Annotated in this window: 16 protein-coding genes; 7 read left to right on the top strand and 9 right to left on the bottom strand. The window is 56.6% G+C overall.

Going from position 1 to position 18,394, the window contains the following annotated elements:
* Positions 1-186 precede the first annotated feature (186 nt).
* The 6 genes from A6013_RS14415 to A6013_RS14390 form a co-directional block, all read right to left on the bottom strand.
* A complete protein-coding gene (locus A6013_RS14415) occupies positions 187-933 on the bottom strand; it encodes a cyclopropane-fatty-acyl-phospholipid synthase family protein (RefSeq protein WP_069733303.1) in 747 nt (248 codons plus the stop codon).
* Between the two features lie 10 nt (positions 934-943).
* Positions 944-1,201, bottom strand: a complete 258-nt coding sequence (locus A6013_RS14410; protein ID WP_028012097.1) for a YjhX family toxin — start codon at positions 1,199-1,201, stop codon at positions 944-946.
* A gap of 239 nt (positions 1,202-1,440) precedes the next feature.
* Complete coding sequence (locus A6013_RS14405; protein ID WP_028012098.1) at positions 1,441-3,378, bottom strand: bifunctional diguanylate cyclase/phosphodiesterase; 1,938 nt, start codon at positions 3,376-3,378, stop codon at positions 1,441-1,443.
* Between the two features lie 17 nt (positions 3,379-3,395).
* Positions 3,396-3,890 carry a molybdopterin-dependent oxidoreductase gene (locus tag A6013_RS14400; RefSeq protein WP_069733302.1) on the bottom strand — a complete coding sequence of 165 codons (495 nt, stop codon included), beginning with the start codon at positions 3,888-3,890 and terminating at the stop codon, positions 3,396-3,398.
* A 346-nt stretch (positions 3,891-4,236) separates the two neighbouring features.
* Positions 4,237-5,448, bottom strand: coding sequence for an L-dopachrome tautomerase-related protein (locus tag A6013_RS14395; RefSeq protein WP_069733301.1), 1,212 nt, complete (start codon positions 5,446-5,448; stop codon positions 4,237-4,239).
* 45 nt (positions 5,449-5,493) lie between these two features.
* Complete coding sequence (locus A6013_RS14390) at positions 5,494-6,288, bottom strand: SDR family NAD(P)-dependent oxidoreductase (protein WP_069733300.1); 795 nt, start codon at positions 6,286-6,288, stop codon at positions 5,494-5,496.
* 98 nt (positions 6,289-6,386) lie between these two features.
* Here A6013_RS14390 and A6013_RS14385 point away from each other — a divergent pair, with 98 nt between their 5' ends.
* A complete protein-coding gene (locus A6013_RS14385; RefSeq protein WP_069733299.1) occupies positions 6,387-7,286 on the top strand; it encodes a LysR family transcriptional regulator in 900 nt (299 codons plus the stop codon).
* Between the two features lie 36 nt (positions 7,287-7,322).
* Here A6013_RS14385 and A6013_RS14380 read toward each other — a convergent pair whose 3' ends face one another.
* Entirely contained in the window at positions 7,323-9,107 is a 1,785-nt protein-coding gene (locus tag A6013_RS14380; RefSeq protein WP_069733298.1) for a diguanylate cyclase, read from the bottom strand.
* A 119-nt stretch (positions 9,108-9,226) separates the two neighbouring features.
* On the bottom strand, positions 9,227-10,336 hold the full coding sequence (locus A6013_RS14375) for an AI-2E family transporter (RefSeq protein WP_047367583.1): 1,110 nt from the start codon (positions 10,334-10,336) through the stop codon (positions 9,227-9,229).
* A 337-nt stretch (positions 10,337-10,673) separates the two neighbouring features.
* Between A6013_RS14375 and mmuP the strand changes: the two genes are divergently transcribed.
* The 6 genes from mmuP (at position 10,674) to tauD (ending at position 16,577) form a co-directional block, all read left to right on the top strand.
* Positions 10,674-12,074, top strand: coding sequence for an S-methylmethionine permease (gene mmuP, locus A6013_RS14370; protein ID WP_041911121.1), 1,401 nt, complete (start codon positions 10,674-10,676; stop codon positions 12,072-12,074).
* On the top strand, positions 12,061-12,993 hold the full coding sequence (gene mmuM, locus A6013_RS14365; protein ID WP_069733297.1) for a homocysteine S-methyltransferase: 933 nt from the start codon (positions 12,061-12,063) through the stop codon (positions 12,991-12,993). Before mmuP ends, mmuM begins: the two co-directional genes overlap by 14 nt.
* Before the next feature lie 174 nt (positions 12,994-13,167).
* Positions 13,168-14,130, top strand: coding sequence for a taurine ABC transporter substrate-binding protein (gene tauA / locus A6013_RS14360; RefSeq protein WP_028012107.1), 963 nt, complete (start codon positions 13,168-13,170; stop codon positions 14,128-14,130).
* 10 nt (positions 14,131-14,140) lie between these two features.
* Complete coding sequence (gene tauB / locus A6013_RS14355; RefSeq protein WP_047367585.1) at positions 14,141-14,908, top strand: taurine ABC transporter ATP-binding subunit; 768 nt, start codon at positions 14,141-14,143, stop codon at positions 14,906-14,908.
* Positions 14,905-15,732 (top strand): taurine ABC transporter permease TauC, encoded by an 828-nt coding sequence (tauC, locus tag A6013_RS14350; RefSeq protein ID WP_041911117.1) that lies wholly within the window; start codon positions 14,905-14,907, stop codon positions 15,730-15,732. The genes tauB and tauC overlap by 4 nt, the downstream gene beginning before the upstream one ends.
* A complete protein-coding gene (tauD, locus tag A6013_RS14345; RefSeq protein WP_069733296.1) occupies positions 15,729-16,577 on the top strand; it encodes a taurine dioxygenase in 849 nt (282 codons plus the stop codon). Before tauC ends, tauD begins: the two co-directional genes overlap by 4 nt.
* 106 nt (positions 16,578-16,683) lie before the next feature.
* Here tauD and A6013_RS14340 read toward each other — a convergent pair whose 3' ends face one another.
* Positions 16,684-18,384 (bottom strand): lysophospholipid acyltransferase family protein, encoded by a 1,701-nt coding sequence (locus A6013_RS14340; protein WP_069733295.1) that lies wholly within the window; start codon positions 18,382-18,384, stop codon positions 16,684-16,686.
* Positions 18,385-18,394: the final 10 nt, after the last annotated feature.

The following is an 18,394-nucleotide window of genomic DNA, read 5'->3' as shown; positions in this document are numbered from 1 at the left end:
CTGAACGTTATCTTCAACTATTCGGATCCAAATTAGCAGGAAGCAAACATTCGCCAGACTGAATGCGGTAACGGAAAAAGCAATGATAGAAGTTTTTTCATGCCAGGCGTAGCGCAGCGTTCACAATGCTGAGCGCTTCATGCTTAAGGCCGGTATAGCCCCAAAAGGCTATACCGCTACTCCCTCCTATCGTGCAATTAACGCAAATACACCCCAGCCAATATATTCCCTTGTGTAAGCCACATGGCGCTTAGGCGCTGCCGTCAGCTCCGCGCGCACCTCCTGTGCAAAATCATCGTCGGGGTTTTGATCCAGCCAGCGGCGCAGGGTCATCCATTTCGCGGCTTCGTATCTGTCCCAGCCTTCCTGATCTGCCAGCACCATTTCGACCAGGTCATAGCCCTGGCGATCGAAAGACGCGACAAGGTCGGGCAGGGTGAGAAAGTCTGCGGTGGACGAGACGCCGCAAGCCCGAGCTATCTCCTCCGTTGCGGGAACCTGTCGCCAGTAAGGTTCACCGATGAGCATGATTCCCCCGGGCTTAAGGCTTTGTGCCAGCAGGTCCATCGTCCCGGCAACGCCGCCCGCAATCCATGTGGCGCCAACACAGGCCGCCACGTCGCATTGTTCATCAGCCACGTAGCCAGCCGCGTCGTTATGCACAAAATGGACGCGTTCGCTGACGCCGAGCACCTCTGCGCGCCGCGTTGCCTGCGCGGTAAAGAGCGGGCTCATGTCGATACCGGTACCGGTAATCCCGTGATCGCGTGCCCAGGTGCAAAGCATCTCTCCCGAACCGCTGCCGAGATCGAGAAGGCGCGCGCCTGGCTTCATGCGTAACACGCGCCCCAGCGTGGCGTACTTTTCTGGCGTGAAGGGGTTATGAATGCGGTGTTCGCTTTCGCTAACAGTAAATATGCGTGGGATATCCATCATCCTCTCCTTAACGATTATCAGGCTGGGCACGGACGTTGTTCAGCCCGGTAGTATTGATACGGTAGGGCTGACCGTTAACGGATTTGATCAGCTTTTTGGTTTTGAGCTTTTTGAAGACGGCGAGCGTGCAGTCGCTGAGCAATAGCCCTTCGCGGCTGTAGCATTCAACGGCGGTGACGCGGCCGGACGTATCGCGGACGTGCACAATACGGCCACCTTTGGCGAGAACGTGTAAGGTACGCTGTTCCTGACGGGATAAATTCATACTGGAAAACCTGTTTAATCATCATGTGCAAAACGTGCAAACACACAGCGGTGTCCGCATTCGATTTCGGCGCATTGATAATCAGTCCGGCCTGAAAAGGTCGGGGAGCTGATTATCGGATGATTACATTCTCCAGCATCAAAGCCTCGGATTGAGTTGAAAGGTATTTACGGGGTGAATGATAACACCCGGTCATTGTATGTGTATACCCAGGGTTGAAAAGTGTGATCCCGGTAAGATCACACTGTACCGTTTTTTATATTTTTATCGATTTCAGCCTGTGGCTTTCCGAACAGATAGCCCTGCACGAGATCGCAGCCCAGCGCCTGAAGCCGTTCAAGCTGCGCTTCGGTTTCCACACCTTCTGCAATGACCCGCATATTGAGGCTCTTCGCCATGCCGGTAATCAGTTTAACGATATTAAGCGCATCGTCTTGGGTGGATATCGGATTCACAAAGGATTTATCAATTTTAATTTTATCAAAATTGAGTTCACTCAGCCTCGAGAGCGAAGAATAACCCGTTCCGAAATCATCAATGGAGATTTTTACCCCCAGCGATCTGAGCTTTTTGAGAATAGTGAGCGGCGTGTTGCTGTCACTGAAGAGCGAAGACTCCGTAACTTCCAGCTCAAGGCGGCTGGCCGGCAGGCCTGTCTCTTTCAGGATGGACTGAACCATTGCAGTAAATGATTTAGTCCCCAGCTGAACAGGTGAGACGTTTACCGAGATTCTGGCCGGAACCGCCCAGGAAACCGCCTCCCGGCAGGCAAGTTCAAGCACATTTTTGCCAATCTCATTGATCATCCCTGTTTTTTCAGCAACAGAAATAAAGTAATCAGGCGACAAAATCCCCTTTACCGGGTGTATCCAGCGAATAAGCGCTTCATAGCCGTAAATTTCATTGCTGAATGAATCGACAATAGGCTGGTAATAAACAACGAATTCATGGTTGCTGATCGCGAGAGCCATATCATGCTCAAGGGTTCTGCTTTCCTGCAGCTTCTGCAGCATCCACTGACGGAAGACTTTTATCTGCTGTGAGCCCTCTTTTTTGGCTTCGTAGAGGGCCAGATCGGCAAATTTATAGAGATAATCCGAGCGCCGCTCATTATCAGATAAAACGATACCTACACAGGTGGCAATTTTTATCAGCTGGTTATTGATCGTATAGGGCAGACTGATGTGAGCGCTGATCTCTTTGGCGCGCGAAACCGCTGCGTTCTCGGTCAGGCCGCTGGAGAGAAGTGCAAATTCGTCACCGCCCAGGCGGTAAAACGTATCCGTCGCGTTACTCATTGAGGTAAGCCGTCGGGATACCTGATTCAACAGTAAATCGCCAGCGTCATGGCCATAGGTATCGTTGACCTCTTTGAACCGGTCTAAATCAAATAACATCACCGTGACAGGGGTATGGTTTTTATCTGCCTGAAGGGTAATTTTATTGAGATCGTCCCAGAAGAACAGACGGTTTTTCATGCCGGTAAGGGAGTCATGATACACATCATATTCCAGCTTCGAATTCTGTATTTGCAGCGTTTCTTTTGACCGCTGAAGTTCGTCAGCGAGGGTTTTAACCTGCATGTGGGCTTTAAGAATATTTTTATTCTGATAAATCATTAAGAACCCCAGAATAAAGCTTAATATCACCAGAAGTAACGAAAGTACGGAGTAAATATAATATAGGATCTGTATTTTATGGTTAGATTCATTAATTGTGTTAATATCTTTGGTTAATGCGCTTGAAGACAGTTGACTGAGCGGCGCGTCGAGCAGGTGCATATTTGCCAGGTACTTTTTTAATTCCTCATGGCTCATTTTTTCCAGGTTACTGTCCAGATACGCCAGTATTTCTTTCAGGCGTGCAGCGATCTCTTGATGCGTTTTATCGCTCTCAATATAGCGGCCTAAGTCTCCCCCGTTCAGTAACTCGCCCTGGCTGAGCATAATTTCGAGCCGCATGCGGGCCTGGTCTATCGTAACGTCATCGGTATCGGTTGCGTATAGACCAAGCCATGATTCAAATCGGTAATACTCTGATACCAGTTGAGCCACGGACCAGGACTCAGTGTAGTGAGTCAGTTTTTGCAACTCTTGCTGACGATCGTAAACAAGAAATGCAATATATCCCGTCGTGATAAAAAGAGAAAAAATGATACCAACCAGTATCCTGTTCATTATGTTCTCCTGAACTGCTATTCAATCTTCATTTTGCTAACCTGCCATGCTGAACGCGAGTAATAAATTTGATTATTCAACTCAGGAAGACTGTCATAAGGGTATACAATGAATGATGGGCCTTTATCGCGGATACGCATATATTCGCCATTAATCTTTAAGGCAAGAATAGCGTTATATTTCTTAAAATCGCTGAGAGGAATAGCGGTAGCGTAATCATTAAGGGCAATAACATTAACGACGGAACCCTTTGCTCCAACATAATCCATGAGTTTGTTCATTTGAACACCCTCAAACTTCGTCCTGCCCGTATACCAGGGAGATGTCGTCTCGAAACTCACCATCCCGAGTTTTTCAAGGCTTGCGAGATCAAACACTGCTTTTCCATCTTCGTTAGTATTTTCTATATTCCCGTAAATCGTCAAAATGGGTTTTCCGGCGGGTTTCGGCAGTTCACCCGCCCAGGCTAAACTCTGAACCAGACAGCATACCAGCATTAGGATTAATCGCATTATGGCCTCCACTTTTGCACAGAAGTATATGAATTATAATTTAGTTATCACAGTAGTTTATGTATTTTATTGCGTCGCTATTACTTCTGTACGCGAGTGATGGGTAATTGCAATGTAATCAAATGGTTACGAGATTTCGGAAGAGTGATTTCAATCACATACAACACCTCTTTTTTTTGAGGCACGCTACGCTTACTTGAATAAACTCTCTTACGTTTAAAAAACGATCGCTTTAATTGAGCGTTATTTCCTCACTTCAAAGAATGTACCTGTGATGGACAGGTAAAAAAAACGCCACCCAATGGGCGGCGTCGTCATATTTAGCGATTGTTCAGCACATGCACCGTTACTTTTTCGTGGCCGGTGAAGCGCTGAGAGGTAAACGCCATAGCTCATAGCGTTCATGACCGGGTTTGACCGCGCCAGCAAAGTGGTCATTGAGGCTGCTTGAGGTGAAGATCAGGTCACCGTCCGGACGAATAGCCGGCGTGTCGGGCCAGCGTACGGCTTCATTTGCAGCAATAAGCGACATAGTACGTGTCTTCGGATCATACCGGACAATGCCGTTGCGGGTGACGTCCGTAATGTAGAGGTTGCCCCTTGCATCGGTCACCAGGCCGTCCGTGTTGCCGCCTACCGTACCCAGATTCTGGATTTGCCCGGCAATCTGCGCATCGGTTGAGCCGTGCTGCTTCAGAACGGCGGTCGGGAGCGCGTACGCATGCGTTCCCGTCGTTACCGTCCAGTACAAGGTCTCTGCATCGGGAGAAAGCGCAATGCCGTTGATGCCAATCAGCAGCGGTTTACCCGGCCACACTTCCGCACCGTGGGAGACGACTTTTACGCCGGGTTCAATCTGCAGGGCAGGGTGGCGATCCAGTACGCGTCGGGCTGTACCGGTGTTGAAATCCACAACGATCAGACCAACGCGGTTTTCAGGCGCACTTCGCGATCCGCTGTCGGAAATGTATGCGATACGACGATCCTCATCGACAACGACATCATTGAGGAAGCTCGCCTTACGGTCAGCCACGCCGTCCAGGGGGATCCGTTTAACCGTGCGGCCCGAGTCGAGATCCAGTACGACCAGCTTCTGCGAACCTACGGGGGATTCCGCTTCTCCCGCGACGAACCCCATATCCAGCGCCCATAACCAGCCGTTCTTACGATCAACATAAAAGCCGAGCACGTTGCGCAGATTTCGGTCGGGAGCAGAATCTATCGCATTACCCTGGCGGGACGGAAATGCCGTCAGGCGCGCCGGGCCCGACTGTGTGCGGGTATCCAGAATGCTTAACGTGGCGGGCGCGCTGGCCGAAACCAGTCGCGGCGTGCTAACAAAGGCGCGGCCCTTTGCATCAAAGTGAATACCGGCGACAGGGGCGTTAACCGACCCGGAAAAAAGCGCTGGCTGCCCGCTCTCAGGTGTATCCCAGCTTACGCCTGAGTAGCTGCGCCAGCGTTCAAGAGGCACCTGATTCGCCGCGCTGGCGCAGCTTGCGAAAGAGAACAATGCCGCCATCGCAATGGCGGAGAAAGTACGGGTACAGTGGGACATAAATGCTCCGGTGAAGAGAGTAAGAAGCGGCGTCTTAATCCGGTATTAAAGAATGGAGCGGAACGTGCCGCCCTCGACGCGTACCGCAGCTCCGTTAGACGCTGCGCCGAGTGGGCTTGCCAGCAGCGCGACCATAGCGGCTATCTCGTCAGCCTCGATCATTCGTGCGATCAGCGAGCTGGGGCGGTAGGTCTGGAAGAAATGCGCTTCGATCTCCTGGTCTGTCATGCCCGGTTTGGGGGCTGTCTGGCGCAGGTAATCGATGATGCCGTCAGAGCGGGTTGCGGAAGGAAGTACGCTGTTGACCGTCACGCCCGTGCCCTTCGTCAGCTCGGCCATTCCTCGCGATACGGCCAGTTGAGCCGATTTGCTGACGCCGTAATGCACCATGTCAGGCGGCGTGAAAGCCCCCACTTCGCTGGACATAAAAATCACCCGGCCCCAGTTACGGGCAAGCATGCGTGGGAAGTAATGGCGGGAAAGACGAACCCCGGACATCACGTTAATGTCGAACATACGCAGCCACTCCTCGTCGGTTATGTCGGCGAAGGCTCTGGCTTCATAAAAGCCCAGGTTATTGATAAGGATATCGGTATCCGGGCAGGCCTCGAACAGCGCTTCTGTACCCTCAGCGCTCGCCAGATCGGCGACAACGGCAGATATCTGCGCCTGGGGAGCCGCGTGGTTTATTTTCGAGACTGCATTTTGCAATTTTTCCCGATCGCGTCCGGTAATCGTAACGGCAACGCCTTCGCGCGCCAGCGTGCTGGCGATAGCCAGCCCAATTCCTGCGGTAGCTCCAGTGACAAGTGCGGTCTTACCAGTGAGTTGAAGATCCATAATTTTTGCCTTTTGGGGATAAGTGCGGTCACTTTACTCATCGCCCAATCGGAGATAAATTAGCGAAATTGAAAAACATTTGTTCCTGAAAGAGCAAAATGAGCAGAAAATTTGATTATCTCGGCGATGTTGAAGTCTTCATTACTGTCGTTGAACATGGCTCATTTACCGCGGCTGCGGTTGCCCTTTCAACCACCCCCTCAGTCCTGAGCCGCGCGGTGTCCCGCCTTGAGGTGCGTCTTGGACGACAGCTATTACAGCGCACCACACGTCGCGTGGGGCTAACGGAAGCCGGACGGATTTATCTTGAGCAGGCGCGTTCTGCTTTTTCCCTGCTTGATGAGGCTGAACGTGATGGCCGGGGGCAGGAGGGCGATCTGACCGGCCGGGTACGGATCAGCGTCCCGACCACGTTCGGACACTATTGTCTGCCGCCCTTGCTCGCTCGCTTTTCCCAACAATATCCGCGCGTTAAGGTGGAGTTGAACATCACCAATCGCAACGTAGACCTGATCGCCGAAGGATTCGATCTGGCTATTCGTCTGGGTCAGATGCCTGACAGTGGATTCGTCGCGCGTAAACTGCAGGATGCGGCACTGCTTTTGGTCGCCTCGCCCGCTTACCTTCAGCGGATGGGAATGCCGCAAACGCTGGATGAACTGCAGCAGCATATGTGTCTGCCTTTTATCATGCCGCGTACGGGCCGTATTGCCCCCTGGGTATTTCGCGTGGGCGAACGCGATGTGGACTGGCTGCCGGCTTCCACCATCGAAACGTCAGATGATGTTCTTGGCGTGGTATCGCTGGCTGAATGCGGGATGGGGATCTGTCAGAGCTATGAATTTATCGTTCGTGAGCGGATACAGCGCGGCCAGCTCGTGGAGGTGCTCCCGCAACTGCGCGGACGTTCGCGGCCTTTCTCGCTGATTTATGCGCCTCACCGGCGTCAGTCGGCTGCCACCCGGGCCATGATCGATCTTCTGACCACGGAACAATGACGCGGGTGTCTCCGTCATGAAAAAAGTGTCTTATTCTTAACCCGCCTCCAGCATCCCAAAACTCACAATTCGCGAGCGTCCCAGCTCTTTCGCCCGGTACAGTGCCACGTCCGCGGCGCGCAGCAGGTTGTCACTTTGAGCATGCTCTGGATAGCTGGCGATACCAATCGACACATCCACCGGCCCAATCTCGGTCAGCCCGTAGCGAAGCGATAGCGCATGCACGCCGTTGTAAATCTTCTGCGCGCAGGCGTGCGCTTCTGCTTCACCGGCCCCGGGAAGCAGAACCAGAAACTCCTCGCCCCCGTAGCGGAATGCCAGCCCGCCGTCGTGCGCGGCCCGCTGAACAATCGTCGCCACGTTTTTGATTACCTGATCGCCAGCCTCGTGACCAAAGCGGTCGTTAATGCTTTTAAAGTGATCGATGTCGATCATCATGCAGCTTAACGGCTCGCCGTTGCGCATGGCCTGCGTCATTTGCGTGTGCAGGGTGTCTTCCAGATGATGACGATTACGCAGGCCGGTAAGCGGGTCAAACAAGGCTTTTTCCAGCAGCGCGTCGCGCAGGCGCTGATTCGCCAGCGCCAGTCCGAGCGCCTCGGCCATCAGTTCCAGATACGCGCGTGCAGGAGCATTTTCCGGGGTGATGTTCTGGAACGAGAGCAACCCAATGGCCTCGCCCTGGGCGATAAGCGGTACGCACAGCGCGCTTTCCGCCTGTGATGCCGGGAGATGATAGCAGGCGACATCCGGTTCACCGTTAACCGGCGGGTGGCTCTGACCGCGACGCACGGCCCAGCACGCATCGGGGTGGAACGTGGCCTCATCATCTGCCGGTGAAAGCCACTGGGCGACGCAGCGCATTTGCCACGGATCGCGGTCAAAAACGTAGAGCCGGCCCGCTATCCCCGGCGCGATATTGGGCGCAAACAGCTCCGCCACGTTGATTACATCGTCAAAGTTTTCACACCCCTGCAGCCGCTGCGTCATGCGCGCCAGCAGCTCGCGGATGGCCCAGTCGGCGTCACGTTCTTTTTCCAGACGCTGGCGCGCAAGGCCGTTTTCACGAAAGATGCGGATGGCCTGGGCCATATCGCCAATCTCATCAATCTGGTTAAAGTTGGGCGTTTCAACCGCGAAGTCCTGAGAGGCCAGACGGTGAACCACGTCGCTCAGGCGTACCACCGGGTGCAGCACGCGGCGTTTTAATATAAAGCCGAGCACAAACAAGAACAGCAGGGCGGTCAGGCCAACCATCACTTCTGAAGCCGTGCGCAGCGCTTTCGATTTTTTCGTCGCCTCCCGCACGGAGGCAATGACACGTTTGTCGAGTATCTGGCGAAAGCGATCGATTTGGGTTTGTGCGCGCTCAAGCTCCTGCTCGTAGGGCATGCCATAGAGCAGGGCAACGGCCTGCGCATCTTCACCCCGGGCCGCGCTCGTCAGTGCTGCCTGCTGCTCATCCTGCAGTGCATCAATGATTTTTAAACCATCATGCAGCAGGGCCAGCTCGTCATCTGAAGCGCCGGTGTCCTGCAGTTTCTCCAGCTTCAGCTCGATGCTCTTCAGTTTTTTCTCTGACGCATTGTACTCATCCAGGATTTGCGGATTTTTTTTGATGACATACAGGCGCGCTAAATCGGACTGTTTCCAGGCGTCGGTTTCAATATTTTCTGTAAGCTCATCAAAATTTTGACGTAGTTCAATGGCCTGACGTTCGGCGGTGTCAGCACCGGAGGCCATCAGCATGATAATGCCGGAGGCGATAGTCAGGCAGACCGTGGCACCGTAGGCCCAGTTGGTTATTGTCGCGATTCGCACCTGGAGATCCTTTTACCGCATAAAGAGGATGGCGTTCTTCAAATTATAGAAAACGTATGATTTAAGGCGAAAAAAAAGGCGGCACAGCGCCGCCTGATGTGGTCGTTATCGTCACGTCCCTACAAATCTGGAGAGTTTTTTCCCTCTTCGATGAACTCGGCGTCCAGCTCTTCGGCATTGCCCGCGTGATCGCGGCCGGAGAAGAGGTTCCAGCAGGCGATAAACAGCGCGGCGATGAGCGGCCCAATCACAAAGCCGTTAATGCCGTACAGCTCCATACCGCCGAGGGTAGTGATTAAAATCAGGTAGTCCGGCATTTTGGTGTCTTTCCCCACCAGCAGCGGGCGCAGGATATTGTCCACCAGCCCGACAATAATCACGAAGAAGCCAACAATAAACAGCCCCTGCCAGAGCTGGTGCGTGGCGAACAGGTAAATGGCGGCTGGCACCCAGACAATCGCCGAGCCGACGGCGGGTACCAGCGAGAGGAACGCCATCAGCGCGCCCCAGAGCACGCTGCCGTCGATGCCCACGATGGCAAACGCGATCCCGCCGAGCGTGCCCTGAACGACGGCCACCACTGCCGTCCCTTTCACCGTCGCCCGGGAGACGCCGACGAACTTGGCGAACAGGTGCTGTTTAACAAAATCAGACAGCGGCAGGGAGTCGAGGATCTGGCGTACCAGATACGGTCCATCCTTCAGCAGGAAGAACAGCAGATAAAGCATGATGCCGAAGCTAATCGCAAAGCCAAACGTGCCTTTGCCGATCAGGAACGCGCTTCCCGCCAGATACTGCCCGCCCTGCAGCGCAACGTCGGAGAGTTTTTTCTGGATCTGCGCCGCGTTGGTCAGGTTGTGATCCGCCAGGAAGCCGCTGGCCCAGTCCGGCAAGTGGTTGAAGATGCTCGCCACTACCTCCGGGAATTGGGTGTTGTTCTCCTGAAGCTTCGTGTAAACCACGTTCAACTCAATGGCGAGCGAGGAGAGGATCACCATCAGCGGGATAAAGACGATCAGGCAGATAATGCCAATCGTCAGCAGCGAGGCCAGCCCGTTGCGATCCCCCAGCGCGGCGCGCAATTTGTTTTTTACCGGGTTGAAAATGACGGTCAGAATAGCGGCCCACAGTATCGCGGAGAAGTAGGGCGACAGCACGTCGAAGAAGGCCCAGGTCACAAGGGCGAGAATGAAAATAAAGAAACCTTTGGTCAGTCCGTTAAAGCGCATCAGTCAGTCCTGGTTACTAAGAAACTGTGACGACTATAGAACCGATTGCGAGAATTACCAACCCGGCGGCCAGTTCAGCAATATCGCAGTATGAATTTGCGCTTAACGGATAGCACTTTCGACTGACCGAAGATCGCACGTTCCCGCACCATGCTGTTAGTATCTGCTTGCGGAGGTGCTTATGGCCTGGCGTCCCATTCTTTATGTGATCCTCACAACCCACCCCAGACTCAGCGCGCGGCGTGCCCGTTTACGTCTGGTCATCTAGCTTTTTATTAACAATCGCGGTATAACACCTTCTTTGGATGTTTAGATGTCCATACGTATAGAAGGTAATATGCAAACACAACAAGAAAATGGACAGCTTAAGCGCACCATGAAAACACGCCACCTGATTATGCTCTCACTGGGCGGCGTGATTGGGACAGGGTTATTCTTTAATACCGGATACATCATTTCCACCACCGGTGCGGCGGGCACGCTGCTGGCGTACCTGATCGGCGCGCTGGTGGTCTGGCTGGTGATGCAGTGTCTGGGCGAGCTCTCCGTGGCGATGCCGGAAACCGGCGCGTTCCACGTCTATGCCGCCCGCTATCTCGGCCCGGCGACGGGCTATACCGTGGCGTGGCTCTACTGGCTCACCTGGACGGTGGCGCTCGGCTCGAGCTTTACCGCCGCCGGGTTCTGCATGCAGTACTGGTTCCCGCAGGTGCCCGTCTGGGCGTGGTGCGTAGTCTTTTGCGTGGTGATTTTCGGCCTTAACGTCATCTCCACGCGCTTCTTTGCCGAAGGGGAATTCTGGTTCTCGCTGGTGAAGGTCATCACCATCATCGCCTTTATCATCCTCGGCGGGGCGGCGGTCTTTGGTTTCATCCCGATGCAGGACGGTTCACCCGCGCCGGGCTTAAGCAACCTCACCGCCGAGGGCTGGTTCCCACACGGCGGCCTGCCGATCCTGATGACCATGGTGGCGGTGAACTTTGCCTTCTCCGGGACCGAGCTTATCGGCATCGCAGCGGGTGAAACGGAAAATCCGCACAAGGTCATTCCGGTTGCGATCCGCACCACCATCGCGCGGCTGATCATCTTCTTTATCGGCACCGTGTTTGTGCTGGCGGCGCTGATCCCGATGCAGCAGGCGGGCGTGGAAAAAAGCCCGTTCGTGCTGGTGTTTGAAAAGGTCGGTATTCCTTATGCCGCTGATATTTTTAACTTCGTGATCCTGACGGCGATCCTCTCGGCGGCGAACTCCGGGCTGTACGCCTCCGGGCGCATGCTGTGGTCGCTCTCGAATGAGAAAACGCTCCCGCGCTGCTTTGCCCGCGTGAACAAAAACGGCGTGCCGCTGACGGCGCTCTCGGTTTCCATGCTCGGCGGCGTGCTGGCGCTGTTCTCAAGCGTGGTGGCCCCGGACACGGTGTTTGTCGCACTCTCGGCCATTTCTGGCTTTGCGGTGGTGGCGGTGTGGATCAGCATCTGCGCATCGCACTTCGTTTTCCGTCGCCGTCATCTGCAGTCCGGTCAGCCGCTCTCTGCGCTGCAGTACCGCGCGCCGTGGTATCCGCTGGTGCCGGTGCTCGGTTTTATCCTCTGCGTGGTGGCCTGCGTCGGCCTGTGGTTTGACCCCAGCCAGCGCATTGCCCTTTATTGCGGGCTTCCGTTCGTTGCCCTGTGTTATGGTGCCTACTACCTGACCCGAAATATGACATCGCAGGAGCCTGAACATGTCGCAGAATAATCCGCTTACCGCCATCCTTGAAAAACAGCCGTTTGTGGTGCTGGATGGCGCAATGGCAACGGAGCTGGAAGCGCGCGGCTGTAACCTTGCTGACAGCCTCTGGTCGGCCAAAGTGCTGGTGGAAAACCCGGATCTTATCCGTGAAGTGCATCTTGATTACTACCGCGCGGGCGCGCAGGTGGCGATCACCGCCAGCTACCAGGCCACGCCTGCGGGCTTTGCGGCACGCGGTCTGGATGAGGCGCAGTCCCGCGCGCTGATTGGCAAAAGCGTGGAGCTGGCGCGTAAGGCGCGCGAAGCGTACCTGGCCGAAAACCCGCACGCGGGCACGCTGCTGGTAGCGGGCTCCGTAGGGCCGTACGGCGCGTATCTGGCGGATGGCTCAGAGTATCGCGGCGACTACGTGCGCAGTGCCGAAGAATTCACAGAATTCCATCGCCCGCGCGTGGAAGCGCTGCTGGACGCGGGTGCAGACCTGCTGGCCTGCGAAACGCTGCCGTCGTTCACGGAAATAAAGGCGCTGGCCGCGTTGCTGACGGCGTATCCCCGCGCGCGGGCGTGGTTCTCCTTCACCCTGCGCGACAGCGAGCACCTGAGCGACGGTACGCCGTTGCGGGAGGTGGTTTCTTCTCTGGAGGACTATCCGCAGGTCGTCGCGCTGGGCATCAACTGTATCGCGCTGGAAAACACCACGGCGGCGCTGAAGCAGTTGCAAAGCCTGACGCCGCTGCCGCTGGTGGTCTACCCGAACTCGGGCGAGCGTTATGATGCGGTAACTAAAACCTGGCACCACCACGGCGAAGCGTGCGAGACGCTGGCGGGGTATCTGCCGCAGTGGCTGGCGGCGGGAGCGAAGTTGATCGGCGGATGCTGTCGCACCACGCCGAAGGATATTGCAGAGCTGAACGCGCAGCGCTGAGTTTGTGCCGGGTAAGGCGCAGGCGCCACCCGGCACAAACCAACCGCACAAAATCAACTATCCTTTCCTGCTTTTTTTCTAAAAACGAATCGTCATTAGCGATTCTTTTTTATTCCTTTATCAAAATTCCCGCGCCGGAAATACTGCCCTCATAACAACAGGGGAGCAGGCACTATGGCAATTTCATCGCGAATCACACTTCTCGGCGCGCTGGCGCTGTGGGCATTTCAGGCGCAGGCGGTGGACGTTACCGTCGCGTATCAAACCTCGGCTGAGCCGGCGAAGGTTGCGCAGGCGGACAATACCTTTGCGAAGGAGAGCGGCGCGAAAGTCGACTGGCGCAAGTTCGACAGCGGCGCGTCCGTCGTGCGTGCGTTAGCGTCCGGCGACGTGCAGATTGGCAATATCGGCTCCAGCCCGCTGGCGGTCGCGGCCAGCCAGCAGGTACCGATTGAGGTTTTCCTCCTCGCCTCGCAGCTTGGTAATTCCGAAGCGCTGGTGGTGAAGAAAAACATCACCAAACCGGAAGACCTGATCGGTAAACGCATCGCCGTGCCGTTTATCTCCACCACCCACTACAGCCTGCTGGCGGCGCTCAAACACTGGGGCATCAAGCCGGGGCAGGTGCAAATCATCAATCTTCAGCCGCCGGCGATTATCGCCGCCTGGCAGCGCGGGGATATTGACGGGGCCTACGTGTGGGCACCGGCAGTAAACGAGCTGGAAAAAGACGGTACCGTGCTGACCGACTCCGAGAAAGTGGGCCAGTGGGGCGCGCCGACCCTCGACGTGTGGGTGGTGCGCAAAGACTTTGCCGAGAAACATCCTGAGGTGGTGAAAGCCTTCGCCAAAAGCGCGATTGCCGCTCAGCAGCCGTACATCAGCAACCCGGATGAGTGGCTGAAGCAGCCCGCCAATCTGGAAAAACTCTCCCGCCTGAGCGGCGTGCCGGAAGCGGACGTGCCGGGGCTGGTGAGGGGCAATACCTATCTGACCCCCGCGCAGCAGGTGCAGCAGCTAAACGGGCCGGTGAGCAAAGCGATTGTAGATACCGCCACCTTCCTGAAAGAGCAGGGCAAAGTGCCTGCGGTCGCGGCGGATTACAGTCAGTACGTCACCGACCGCTTTGTGAAATAAGGAGTCCGCCATGCTGAACATTACGAACCTGTATGCCGATTACGGTGGTAAACCCGCGCTGGAGGACATCAACCTGACGCTGGGCAGCGGTGAACTGCTGGTGGTGCTCGGCCCGTCCGGCTGCGGAAAAACCACGCTGCTGAATCTGATCGCCGGGTTTGTACCGTATCAGCACGGCACCATTCAGCTGGAAGGCAAAAAGGTGGATGGCCCTGGCGCCGAGCGCGGCGTGGTCTTTCAGAACGAAGGATTGCTTCCGTGGCGCAACGTGCAGGAGAACGTGGCGTTTGGGCTACAGCTTGCGGGTGTGAACCGTGAACAGCGGCTGGCAACCGCGCGGGCGATGCTGAAAAAAGTGGGGCTGGAAGGGGCGGAAAAACGCTTTATCTGGCAGCTTTCCGGCGGCCAGCGTCAGCGCGTCGGGATCGCCCGCGCGCTGGCGGCGAATCCGCAGCTGTTGCTGCTGGACGAGCCGTTCGGGGCGCTGGACGCCTTTACCCGCGAGCAGATGCAAACCCTGCTGCTGCGCCTGTGGCATGAGACGGGCAAGCAGGTGCTGTTGATTACCCACGATATCGAAGAGGCGGTGTTTATGGCGACCGAGCTGGTGCTGCTCTCGCCGGGGCCGGGGCGCGTGCTGGAGCGGCTGCCGCTTGAATTTGCCCGTCGCTACGTCGCTGGGGAGCCGGTGCGCAGCATCAAATCCGATCCGCAGTTTATTGAGCAGCGTGAATACGTCTTAAGCCGCGTGTTTGAACAGCGGGAGGCCTTCTCATGAGCATCGTCTTTAGTGAAAAAACGCGCCGCACGCGTCTGGCGCTGCGCTGGCCTTTCTCACGTCAAATTACGCTGAGCGTCGGTACGCTGCTGGTGCTGCTGGCTGCGTGGTGGGCGGTTGCGGCCCAGCAGTGGGTCAGCCCGCTGTTTCTGCCGCCGCCGGGACAGGTGCTGGCGAAACTCATCTCCATCGCCGGGCCGCAGGGCTTTATGGACGCTACGCTCTGGCAGCATCTCGGCGCAAGCCTGACGCGCATTCTGGTGGCGCTGCTGGCGGCGGTGGTTATCGGTATCCCGGTCGGGATCGCGATGGGCCTAAGCCCGACGGTGCGCGGCATCCTTGACCCGCTGATTGAGCTTTACCGCCCGGTGCCGCCGCTGGCCTATTTGCCGCTGATGGTGATCTGGTTCGGTATCGGCGAAACGTCGAAAATTCTGCTGATTTATCTGGCGATTTTCGCGCCGGTTGCCATGTCGGCGCTGGCGGGCGTGAAGAGTGCCCAGCAGGTGCGGATACGCGCGGCGCAGTCGCTGGGGGCCAGCCGTACGCAGGTGCTGCTGTTCGTGATTCTACCCGGCGCGCTGCCGGAGATTTTAACCGGGCTGCGCATCGGCCTCGGCGTGGGCTGGTCCACGCTGGTGGCGGCAGAGCTGATCGCCGCCACGCGAGGATTAGGGTTTATGGTTCAGTCGGCGGGAGAGTTCCTGGCGACTGACGTGGTGCTGGCAGGGATCGCGGTGATTGCCGCGATCGCCTTCGGATTAGAACTGGGGCTGCGCGCGCTACAGCGCCGCCTGACGCCCTGGCATGGAGAAATACAATGAGTGAACGACTGACCATCACCCCGCTGGGGCCGTACATTGGCGCGCAGGTGTCGGGCCTGGATGTGTCCCGCCCGCTGAGCGATAACCAGTTTGAGCAGCTGTACCACGCGGTGCTGCGCCATCAGGTGGTGTTCCTGCGCGAGCAGGCGATCACCCCGCAGCAGCAGCGCGCGCTGGCGTTGCGTTTTGGCGACCTGCATATTCACCCGGTCTATCCGCATGCGGAAGGGGTGGAGGAGATTATCGTTCTGGATACCCACAACGATAACCCGCCTGACAACGACAACTGGCACACGGACGTCACCTTTATAGAGACGCCGCCCGCCGGGGCAATTCTGGCAGCAAAATTACTGCCAGAGACCGGTGGCGATACGCTGTGGGCGAGCGGGATTGCGGCGTTTGAGGCACTCTCTGCGCCGTTCCGGACGCTGCTGAGCGGCCTGCGGGCGGAGCACGACTTCAAAAAATCGTTCCCGGAATATAAGTACCGTAAAAGCGAAGAGGAGCATCAGCGCTGGCTGGAGGCGGTGGCGAAGCATCCGCCGCTGCTGCACCCGGTGGTGCGCACCCATCCGGTCACGGGCAAGCAGGCGCTGTTCGTGAACGAAGGATTCACGACGCGCATTGTGGACGTGACGGAAAAAGAGAGCGACGCGCTGTTAGGTTTCCTGTTCGCACATATCACTAAACCGGAGTTTCAGGTGCGCTGGCGCTGGCAGGAGAACGACCTGGCGATCTGGGATAACCGCGTGACGCAGCACTACGCCAACGCGGACTATCTGCCGCAGCGAAGGGTTATGCAGCGGGCGACAATTTTGGGCGATAAGCCGTTTTACCGCCCCTGATCCTGGAGTACCCGTAGGCCGGGTAAGCGCAGCGCCACCCGGCGAAAACGGTGCACAATTGCCGGGTGACGGCTACGTCTTACCCGGCCTACCAATCCCCGGCCAATTAAAGGTGCGCCTCAATATACCGCTGATAGCGGTTCGCCTTCAGGTAGCACAAATCCACCAGCACCAGACCGTCTACGCAGTTGTTGAACGCCGGGTCGCTGCCAAAATCAATAAACTGCACGCCGCCGGGCTCGCATAGCTCGGAATACTGTTTATACAGCGGCGGTATGCCGCAGCCCAGATTGCCGAGCAGGGATTTCAGCTTCGTCAGATCGTCCACGTAATCCACGCCGCCAAACTGTGCCAGCACGTCCGGTAAGGATGCCGGATACGGCTGACGTGACGCGGCTAGCGGATGCGTCGCGGGGAACCACAGGCGGTAAAAGGCGACCAGCAGATCCCGTGCCGCAGGCGGTAAGCCGCCGGAGATGGAGACGGGGCCAAACAGGTAGCGATAATGTGGGTAACGCGCCAGGTAAGCCCCGATGCCGGACCATAAATAGTCCAGACCGCGACGCCCCCAGTAGCGCGGCTGAATAAAGCTGCGCCCGAGCTCAATGCCGTGCTCAAGCACGTCCTGCATTTTGTCGTCGTAGTGGAACAGGCTGTAACTGTACAGACCTTCAACGCCGCGCTTTTCGATCTGCATGGCCGTCGGCATAAAGCGATACGCCCCGACGATCTCCAGATCCTCTTCATCCCAGAGGATCAGGTGCAGATAATCGTCATCGTAGCTGTCGGTGTCCCGGCGTTTACCGCTCCCTTCCTCCACCGCGCGAAACGCAATCTCGCGCAGGCGGCCCAGTTCGCGCAGAAGAGGCGCCTCTTCCTGCCCGTTGCGCTGCCACAGGTAGATGGTTTTACCGTCGCTGGTTTTACCCAGACTCTCCGCCTGCGCCAGCTCGCGTTTCAGGGTGGCCCGGTCTTCCGGACGGGCAATGGCGCACTGGGTTTTGAAGACGCCAGGCAATCCCTTGCCAAGACGCATCACGTGCTGACGGCACTGCTCGGCCATCTCACGTGACGAAAGAGTGGCGCTATGCCAGTGATGCCAGGCGATTTGCTGGCCGATTTTAATCGGCAGCTGGCTGTGGCGGCGGCGGAACATCTGCTGCATTAGCAGCAGCATCGACAATGTCGGCGACACCAGCGTACTGGCATAAAAGAGCAGGCTGTTATGCGCCTGAATATGTACCGGCAGCAGCGGGGCGCGCAGCTTGCTGGCGAGTTTGATAAAGCCGCAGTGCCATTTTTTATCGCGAATGCCTTTGCGCGTGGGGCGTGAAACTTCACCCGCCGGGAAGAAGATCAGCACGCCCGCGTTTTGCAGATGCTGCTCCATCTGAACCAGAGACGATTTCGCCGTCCTGCCGCCCATATTGTCCACCGGAATAAACAGCGAACTGAGAGGCTCAAGGTGGGTCAGCATCCGGTTGGTCACGACTTTAACGTCGCGCCGCACGCGGGAGACGGCGTACATCAGCGCCAGCCCGTCCAGCGTGCCTGTCGGGTGGTTGGCAATAATAACCAGTGGGCCATGTTCGGGGATTTGTTCGAGATCGCGGGCGGAAACGGTGCAGAGAATATCAAGGTGCTCCAGAACTTGCTCCACCATATCCAGTCCTTTCAGGTGGCGGTGAGCGGCGGCAAACTGCTGGAATTCTTCTTCGTAAAACAGCCTTTTTAACAGACTTTTTTGCCAGGGTGCAGGCCTCGCCTGAGGCCAAAGATCGTCGAGAACGCTATCGAGGCTAAACATGATTACTCCT

The sequence above is a fragment of the Enterobacter sp. IF2SW-B1 genome, assembly GCF_001743375.1.
GTDB classification, from domain to species: Bacteria; Pseudomonadota; Gammaproteobacteria; order Enterobacterales; family Enterobacteriaceae; genus Enterobacter; species Enterobacter bugandensis.
The sequence above is the reverse complement of the archived record's forward strand: the minus strand, read 5'-3'. Positions and strand labels throughout refer to the sequence as shown.